7 protein-coding genes are annotated in these 8,262 nt (G+C 66.0%); 6 read left to right on the forward strand and 1 reads right to left on the reverse strand.

Annotation, left to right across the window (positions count from 1 at the left end; translation table 11 throughout):
* Positions 1 to 288: 288 nt before the first annotated feature.
* From AKL29_RS16110 to AKL29_RS16130, 5 genes are all read left to right on the forward strand, one after another.
* Positions 289 to 921 (forward strand): HAD family hydrolase, encoded by a 633-nt coding sequence (locus AKL29_RS16110; RefSeq protein ID WP_050384853.1) that lies wholly within the window; start codon positions 289 to 291, stop codon positions 919 to 921.
* Between the two features lie 19 nt (positions 922 to 940).
* Entirely contained in the window at positions 941 to 2,152 is a 1,212-nt protein-coding gene (locus tag AKL29_RS16115) for a molybdopterin molybdotransferase MoeA (protein ID WP_050384854.1), read from the forward strand.
* Positions 2,153 to 2,395: 243 nt separating this feature from the next.
* Positions 2,396 to 3,100 (forward strand): transcriptional repressor LexA, encoded by a 705-nt coding sequence (gene lexA / locus AKL29_RS16120; RefSeq protein WP_028334028.1) that lies wholly within the window; start codon positions 2,396 to 2,398, stop codon positions 3,098 to 3,100.
* A gap of 256 nt (positions 3,101 to 3,356) precedes the next feature.
* Positions 3,357 to 3,785, forward strand: coding sequence for a hypothetical protein (locus AKL29_RS16125; RefSeq protein ID WP_050384855.1), 429 nt, complete (start codon positions 3,357 to 3,359; stop codon positions 3,783 to 3,785).
* A 145-nt stretch (positions 3,786 to 3,930) separates the two neighbouring features.
* Positions 3,931 to 4,155 carry a hypothetical protein gene (locus AKL29_RS16130; protein ID WP_050384856.1) on the forward strand — a complete coding sequence of 75 codons (225 nt, stop codon included), beginning with the start codon at positions 3,931 to 3,933 and terminating at the stop codon, positions 4,153 to 4,155.
* Here the strand turns inward: AKL29_RS16130 and AKL29_RS16135 are convergent.
* A complete protein-coding gene (locus AKL29_RS16135) occupies positions 4,152 to 6,437 on the reverse strand; it encodes a ComEC/Rec2 family competence protein (RefSeq protein ID WP_050384857.1) in 2,286 nt (761 codons plus the stop codon). The two genes, AKL29_RS16130 and AKL29_RS16135, sit on opposite strands and share 4 nt — an antisense overlap.
* 433 nt (positions 6,438 to 6,870) lie before the next feature.
* Here AKL29_RS16135 and AKL29_RS16140 point away from each other — a divergent pair, with 433 nt between their 5' ends.
* Positions 6,871 to 8,199, forward strand: coding sequence for an MFS transporter (locus AKL29_RS16140; protein ID WP_028334025.1), 1,329 nt, complete (start codon positions 6,871 to 6,873; stop codon positions 8,197 to 8,199).
* The last annotated feature ends 63 nt before the right edge of the window (positions 8,200 to 8,262 follow it).

The raw sequence follows: 8,262 nt of genomic DNA on the forward strand, positions 1-8,262 counted from the left end.
AGGGAATCCCTAGAGTCCACACCGCCTAGGCCGGGACGACGGCGGTGGATATGGCGCGAGCTGGAGTTCTTTCTTCCTTTTGGAAGGGTAGCAAATCACGCCTTCCACTTCGCCGCGGCCTCTCGGCTCAAGCACAAGCGTCTCTGGAATACTGGATCACCCGCTTGCGTGCGGGTGTCATCACCCGCGCGTGCAGGGACGACGGCGCGCTTAACGCCCGTCGCACACCTGCCGCACAAATCGAGGAGATTGCCGCCCGCCCGCAATTCTCGTACACGGTTTCACGCAATGACCGCGCAATTCACTCCCAACTCCGTCGACGTGCTGCTGTTCGATATCGGCCGCGTCGTGCTCGACATCAACTTTGAAAAGGTGATGGCGCGCTGGGCGCAGCATGCCGGCTGCGCGCCCGCCGAGCTCGCTACGCGCTTTGTCGTCGACGACAGCTTCAAGCATCACGAGATCGGCCGGATCGACGACGCGGCATTCTTCGAGAATCTGCGCCTGACGCTCGGCATCAACATCACGGACGCCCAGTTCCTCGAAGGCTGGAATGCGATCTTCACCGGCGAGATGCGGGGCATCGCCCCGCTGCTCGCGGCGGCCGCCAAACGGATGCCGCTTTACGCCTTCTCCAACACCAATCCGGCCCATGTCGCGCATTTCTCGGTCACCCATGCCGAGCTGCTCAGCCATTTCCGCAACGTCTTCCTGTCGTCGAGCATCGGCTTTCGTAAACCCGACGCCGAGGCCTATGATCATGTGGTAAAAGCCATCGGCGTGCCGGCGTCGCGGATCCTGTTTTTCGACGACCTGGCCGCCAATATCGAAGGTGCACGGGCGCGTGGCCTTCATGCTATCCACGTGACATCGACGGATGACGTGGCGAGGGCTTTGACCGCACTTGGTATTGAACATTAGGAATTGAGGAGCTCTGAGCGTGGCCCTGATGCCGGTTGCCGATGCCCTGTCCGCCGTCCTCGCCGGCGCCGAACCGCTGCCGGAGGAGATGGTCGCGCTCGATGCCGCCTACCACCGCACGCTTGCGCACGACCTCGCGGCGCTGCGCACCCAGCCGCCGGAGCCGATGTCGGCGATGGACGGCTATGCGGTGCGCGCCGCCGATGCGGCCGATCTAAAGGCCCGGCTCAAGGTGATCGGCGAAGTCGCCGCCGGCCGGCCGTTCGAGCGGACGGTCGGCGCCGGCGAGGCGGTGCGGATCTTCACCGGTGGCGTGATCCCGAGCGGTGCCGACGCCGTGATCATCCAGGAAGACACCGCCGTCGACGGCGACCACATCACGATCTCGGAGGCCGCCAGCGTCGGGCGGCACATCCGCCCGGCCGGGGTCGACTTCCGTGAGGGCGAGGTGCTGCTCGCCGGCGGCAGCCGCTTGTCCGACCGCGCGCTGTCGCTGGCGGCCGCCATGAACTATCCGGAACTGGCGGTGCGCCGCCGCCCGAAGGTCGCGGTGCTGGCGACCGGCGACGAGCTGGTGATGCCGGGCTCGCTGCCCGGTCCCGGCCAGATCGTCTATTCCAACGGCTACGCGCTGCGGGCGCTGGCGCGCGCCGAAGGCGCCGAGACCGTCGACCTCGGCGTTGCCGCCGACACGGTGGAGGCGACCACGGCCGGCATCCGCCGGGCACGCGAGGCCGGCGCCGATGTCCTCATCACGACAGGCGGCGCCTCGGTCGGCGACCACGATCTCGTCAAGCGGTCGCTGGAGGCCGAGGGCGTCGAGATGGCGTTCTGGCGGATCGCGATGCGGCCGGGCAAGCCGATGATGCACGGCCGGCTCGGCGCGATGCGGGTGATCGGCCTGCCCGGCAATCCGGTGTCGTCCTATGTCTGCGCCTTCCTGTTCCTGGTGCCGTTGATTCGGGCGCTGAGCGGCCGGAAAGTGATTCATCATCGCCGCGCGAGCGCCCTGCTCGGCCGCGACCTCGCCGCCAACGACCAGCGCGAGGACTATCTGCGTGCGCGTCTCGAAGCGCGCGAGGACGGCACGCTGATCGCAACCCCGGTGACGCAGCAGGACTCGTCGCTGCTCGGGAATCTCGCTGCGGCACGGGCACTTCTCGTGCGTCCGCCGTTTGCGGCGGCTGCCGTCAAAGGCAGCGAATGCGAGATCCTGACACTGCCCGAATAGGGTTTTCGAGCCCCGCCGATTGTGCGTTGCCCGACACGTTCACCGGAAATTAAGTGGTTGCGGAACACATATCGAACATATAGTGTCCGTTCATGATTTGTTTCGAGTACTGGTGTCTACAATCGGGAAGCCGCGTGGAAGCAGGTGCATTGAGCACACGCTCCTGAGGTCAGGCCCGGCCTGCAGGCCCCACCAGAAGAGTCTCGGAATCGAACGACGCTATCAACCGGGGGAATACTCGAGATGCTCACGCGCAAACAGTACGAACTACTGCGTTTCATCAATGAACGTTTGAAAGAGGCCGGCGTACCGCCCTCCTTCGACGAGATGAAGGATGCGCTCGACCTGCGCTCGAAGTCCGGTATCCACCGCCTGATCACTGCGCTGGAGGAGCGCGGCTTCATCCGCCGCCTGCCGAACCGCGCCCGCGCCATCGAGGTCATCAAGCTGCCCGAACTCTCGGCCGGCGCCGGCAACGGTCGCCGCGGCTTCACGCCCAGTGTCATCGAAGGCACCCTCGGCCGGCGCGCCAGCACGCCGCCGATTGCCGAGGACGACGGCAACCGTCCGGTCGCGGTCCCCGTGATGGGCCGGATCGCCGCCGGTACGCCGATCGAGGCGCTGCAGACCCGCAGCCACACCATCAGCGTGCCGCCCGACATGCTCGGCGCCGGCGAGCACTATGCGCTCGAGGTGCGCGGCGACTCGATGGTCGATGCCGGCATCCTCGACGGCGACATGGCGCTGATCCAGCGCAACGATGTCGCCAATACCGGCGACATCGTGGTGGCGCTGATCGACGAGGAGGAAGCCACCCTGAAGCGCTTCCGCCGCCGCGGCGCATCGATCGCGCTCGAGCCGGCCAACACCGCCTATGAAGTGCGCATCCTGCCGCCGAACCGGGTCCGCATCCAGGGCAAGCTGATCGGCCTTTATCGCAAATACTGAATTGCAAATACTTGCGGCGGCCGGGAACGAGCAACACGTCGGATCGTTCCTTGCATGATAGTGTAGCGTACGGCCTGCCCGATGCGCTCCGATACCTCTCGCGCAGCGTCGCGTGTTTGTGATCGGAGCGATCTCGGACCAGTCGTACAATCGCCCAGAAACGAGCAGACGCTCGTTCGCTATCGTCCACTCTGGTAGAGGCCCTAATGCCTCAAGGAGAGGCACGGGTCGCTACCTCGAAATGAGGAGCCATCCGATGTGTGACTATAGTCTGCACGCCGTGGCATCGCGCCCCGCCATTGTCGGAGAGACGCTGATCACGACGACGTTCCGCGGCACGTCGACCCGCGGCTTTGCTTCGGAGAACGATCCCACTGTCGCGGTCTGCATGCTGCCGGGCACCGAGCTCGCTTTCGCCGAGAACGTTCGCTACGACAGCCGCTGGATCTGGACCAAGACGCTGAACTATCGCGTCGGCGTGTTCAACGAAGTCGAGCCCGACGTGCCCGATCGGCATCATGACGCGGTCGAATTCCCCGACGGCAGCCATGTGCTGGTGACCCAGCTGGTCGAGGGACAGCGCGTCAGCGTGCTGCAATTGCCGGCACTGCATCCGCCGGTCGAGCAGAAGCCGAAGGTTGCGGAGCGGCGGCCCTCCGCATTCGCAACGCTGTTTTTGGGTTGAGCGCATCTTCGCCGCGGAATGAGCTGTTCGGCGGCGGATGACCTAAGCAATTTCGGGCGACCCCGGACTCCCGCTTCCGGGGCGCAGAAGGAGATTTGCGTCGGCCGGCGCCTTGGCGCATCATCGGGCACGGAGGACGTGCGCGGTGGTCGATAAGGTCACATGGCAAAAGGCTGGACGCGTCACGCAACCGGGCCGCTACCTGTTCCGGTTCGGTTGGCTGACGGTAACGGCCGACGACCTGAAAGTCTGGGAGCAATTTCCCGAGGCTTCCTTTACTCTCGTCAAGAAGCCTGACGCCCCCGACTCCGACGAATATCATCTCGGCCTGTTCGAGCTGCCGAGCGCCCCCTCGCCAGACCACAGCTAATCATCGCCCTGCAGATCGGTCTCGGCCGGCGTCGCATCCACCGCAGGCCGCGGCGCGGCGGCGGGCGCGCGCAGCGTCGTCTCGCTCTCGCCGTCGCCGGGAACCGCTGGCGACCACGGCCGGTCGATCCCGCCGGGCTTGACTGCATCGACGGCGTAGCCGTCCCTGATCCGTCGCAGCACCAGCGCGCCGTGGCGGCGCAGCCGCTCGGCATCGATCACCGATGCCGCGCAGCCCTGCGGCGCCGGCCGCGCCGTCACGATCAGGGCTGCGCGCTCGCAGTCGTCCGCCAGCGCCTCCGGCCGGGTCGCCAGCGCGACGAAGGCGCCGCCGGGTCCCTGGGTCACGCAGCCGCCGGCATCGCAGGAGACGCCCTCGCCGAGCGACGCATCGGTGGCGGTGCGCGCGTCGGCGTCCGCCGCCAGCCACTCCCTGACCAGGAACGCATCCTTGGCGCTGTGTATCAGATGTAGCCGTCCGTCACCGCCGCGCACCGCGACGTTGCGGCCGTCGCCCGACACCAGCACGTCCGGCTGCGGCACCCTGAGCGCCCAGACCGAGGCCACCAGCAGCAGCACCGCGCCTGACCAGCGCAGCGGCGTGCGCAGCAGCCCGAGCAGGATGATGCCGGCACTCGCCGCGATCAGCGGCCCGATGCCGAACGCCGCCATGCGGCCGACCGCGCCCGGAAGTGCGGCGACCCATTGCGTCACCAGGATCATCCAGTCGATGCCAAGACCCATGATCGCCCAGAACAGTCCGTCGAAGCCGAACGGCATGGCGACGAGCCCGAGCAGGCCGGCCGGCATCACGACCGCCGAGACGACAGGCATCGCCGCGAGGTTGGCGAGCAGCCCGTAGGGCGTCACGCGATGGAAATGGAACGCGGCATAGGGCGTCGTCGCCAGCCCCGCCACCAGCGAGGCCAGCATCAGCATCGTGAGCTCGCGCCCGCCCCACAGCGCGACCCGCGCGGTCGCCGAATGGTCGGGCGACGCCAGCAGGTTCGGTAGCCCGATCTGCACCAGCGCCACCAGCCCGAGCGTCGCGGCAAACGACATCTGGAAACTGGGATGCACCAGCGCCTCCGGCGCGATCGCGAGCACGATCAGCGCCGCCACTGCCAGCGTCCGGAAGGTGATCGCGCGTCGGTCGACGATCACGGCGAGCAGCACCACGGCGGTCATGAAGAACGACCGTTGCGTCGCGACCTCCGCGCCCGACAGCAACAGATAGAACGCCGCGGCGACCAGCGCGGCCGCCGCGGCCCATTTCTTGATCGGATGCGCCGCCGTCAGCGCCGGAAACAGCGCAAGCAGCGCGCGCACCGCGAAGAACACGACGCCGGCGACCACGGCCATGTGGTAGCCGGAGATCGACAGCACATGGCCGAGCCCCGAGATGAACATCGCATCGTTGACCGGCGTCGAGATCGCATCGCGCCGGCCGGTGAGCAATGCGGTTGCGATCGCGCGCTGGTCGCCGTCGAGCGTGGTGCGAATCCGCGCGTCGATGGCGTCGCGCAGGCCCTGCATGAAGGCGGCGTAGCGCAGCGCAAAGCCGCCGGCCGCCGGCGGCTCCCTGGTCTTGACCGCGCCCATCACGAAGCCGGAGGCGCCGATGCCCTGGAAATAGAGGTCACGGCCGAAATCATAGGAGCCCGGGCGCTGCGGCCCGAGCGGCGGCAACAGCCGCGCCTTCAACTCAACGAAGCTGCCGACATCGGGCGCGGTGCCCTTCCTCACCGAGAGCCGGACCCGATCCAGCTTCGTCATGTCGCGCGGGCTCTCCATCGAAACCACGCGCAGCACGAAACGATCGGTCTTCTCGCGGATGTCGCGCGTCTCGACGAAGCCGGTCAGCGCCACCGAGAACATCGGCCGCGCCAGTACCGTGTGAGCCACGCGCGCCGTCTTCCAGGTCGCCGTCGCAAAACCCGCGGCCACCGCGGCAAGCAGCGCGATGACGGGAAACACGCTGCGCCGCCGCAGCAGCAGCGCCAGCAGGCAGAGCAGGATTGCGACGGTGGCCGCGACCGACAGCACCGGCTCGTGCTCGGCCGCGAAATAGAACGCGATGCCGGAGCCGAACGCCACCGGCACCCAGGGCAACAGGCGGCCCGCGCCCGCCTCGGCGCGGGCCCACTGCCGCAATGTCTCGACGAGAGGCTTCCAGGTGCCGACGCGCGCCGGAAGAAAGCCGCCGGCCGGCGCGGCCGCGCGCGGCGGCCACGTCCCCGCGTAGCCGCGTTTGCCGCCCGGCGTCGTGCCCTGCTCCGCCATTCCGCTTGCGATCCCTGCCGGGCGGCAGGCTAGCGGATGGCCCCGTCACCCGACTAGCGGAACGGATGCAGAATACGGGCCGGCGACGCCCGGGTATCTGGATCGTCCTGCACCTTGCCTAGCTCGCGCCGGGCCGCAGCTGCCGCCTGCGTCAAATCGATCGAGCCGAAAGTCTCACTAAGATACAGATCACATTAGGAATAGACTGTCCCGATGCCTCCGCTCCCAAAGAGACCGGGATGAGGCAGTGACGGCTCGCGGCACTTGAAGGCCGCTGGAGCTCCTCTCAGGTGGCCACAACTCCCCTGAGATCAGGCGTTGCGGACGAACGCACAAAATCTCGCCTGTAACGCCGTGCACCACGCGCACTCCGCGAGCGGATAGATCGCTGAAAAACGCGAGGAGTAGCGTTTGCATTTGAGAGGAGCAGCACATGGCAATTCAAGTACCAAGCGATTTTCGCCGCGTGATTGTCGCTGCGTCAGTGGGAAACATCATTGAATGGTACGACTTTTATATTTTTGGCAGCCTGGCCGCGGTTCTGTCGGTCAAGTTCTTTGAGCAATCCCACCCCGTCGCAGCCCTGCTGAGCACGATCGCGCTGTTCACTGCGGGATTCCTGATCCGCCCGCTGGGGGCCTTCCTGTTCGGATGGATGGGCGATCGGGTCGGCCGCAAATATACATTCCTCATTACGCTGAGCGGAATGGGCCTGGGAACGGGAGCGATCGGACTGATCCCAACGTATCAGTCGATCGGCCTGACGGCCGCATTCATTCTGTTCGGCTTGCGGATGATCCAGGGTCTGTGCCTGGGCGGCGAATATGGCGGCGCCATCACCTACGTCGCCGAACATGTTCCGGACGACAGGCGCGGCTACTACACGGGCTGGCTACAAACCTCGCCGACGCTGGGGATCGTGGTGTCGCTTGCGGTGATCGTTCTGACCCGAACCTGGGCCGGCAATCAGGCCTTTGACGAATGGGCCTGGCGCGTACCATTCCTGCTCTCGTTCCTGCTGGTGGCGATCGCCATCTACATCCGCCTGCAGCTCCAGGAGACGCCGATCTTCCAGGAGATCAAGGCACAGGGACAGATGACCAGGAATCCCTGGCGGGAAGCTTTCCTCAGCGCCAACATCAAGTACATCCTGATCGCTATCGTCGTCCTGATTGGACAGGGCGTGGTCTGGTACAGTGGTCAATTCTGGGCACTGTATTTCCTGCAGCAGGTCTCCAAGGTCGATGCGGTTACCTCGGCCTACATCGTGGGAGCCGCATTGTTGATCGCAACGCCGAGCCTGATCTTCTTTGGTTGGCTGTCGGATCAGATCGGCCGCAAGTCCGTGATCCTCGGAGGAATGCTGCTTGCCGCGATCACCTACTATCCGCTGTATCTGTGGCTCGGCATGGTCACGCAGCCGGGTCACATCAACTATCCGGTGGCCGTCTTCATCATCTTCATCCTCGTCTGCTACGTCGGGATGGTGTACGGGCCGGTCGGCGCGTTCCTGGCGGAGTTTTTCCCGGCCAGGATCAGGTACACCTCGGTCTCGGTGCCGTATCATATCGGCAATGGTTGGGGCGGCGGATTGGTGCCGTTCATCACATCAGCCGCCTTCGCGGCGACCGGCAGCATCGGCTACGCGCTGATCTACCCGATTGTCGTTCCCGCGGTGTGCTTCGTGATCGCCGTTTTCATCATGCCCGAGACGCGCAAGACCAGAATTTGGGAGCAGATCGAGGCGAAAGCCGCATCGTGACGGAGTCACCTTGCTGACGGGCGACTAGAGCCTCGTTCCGATGGGATCGGAACGGGGTCCTAG

Origin of the sequence: Bradyrhizobium pachyrhizi, from assembly GCF_001189245.1 — a bacterium.
Classification (GTDB): domain Bacteria; phylum Pseudomonadota; class Alphaproteobacteria; order Rhizobiales; family Xanthobacteraceae; genus Bradyrhizobium; species Bradyrhizobium pachyrhizi.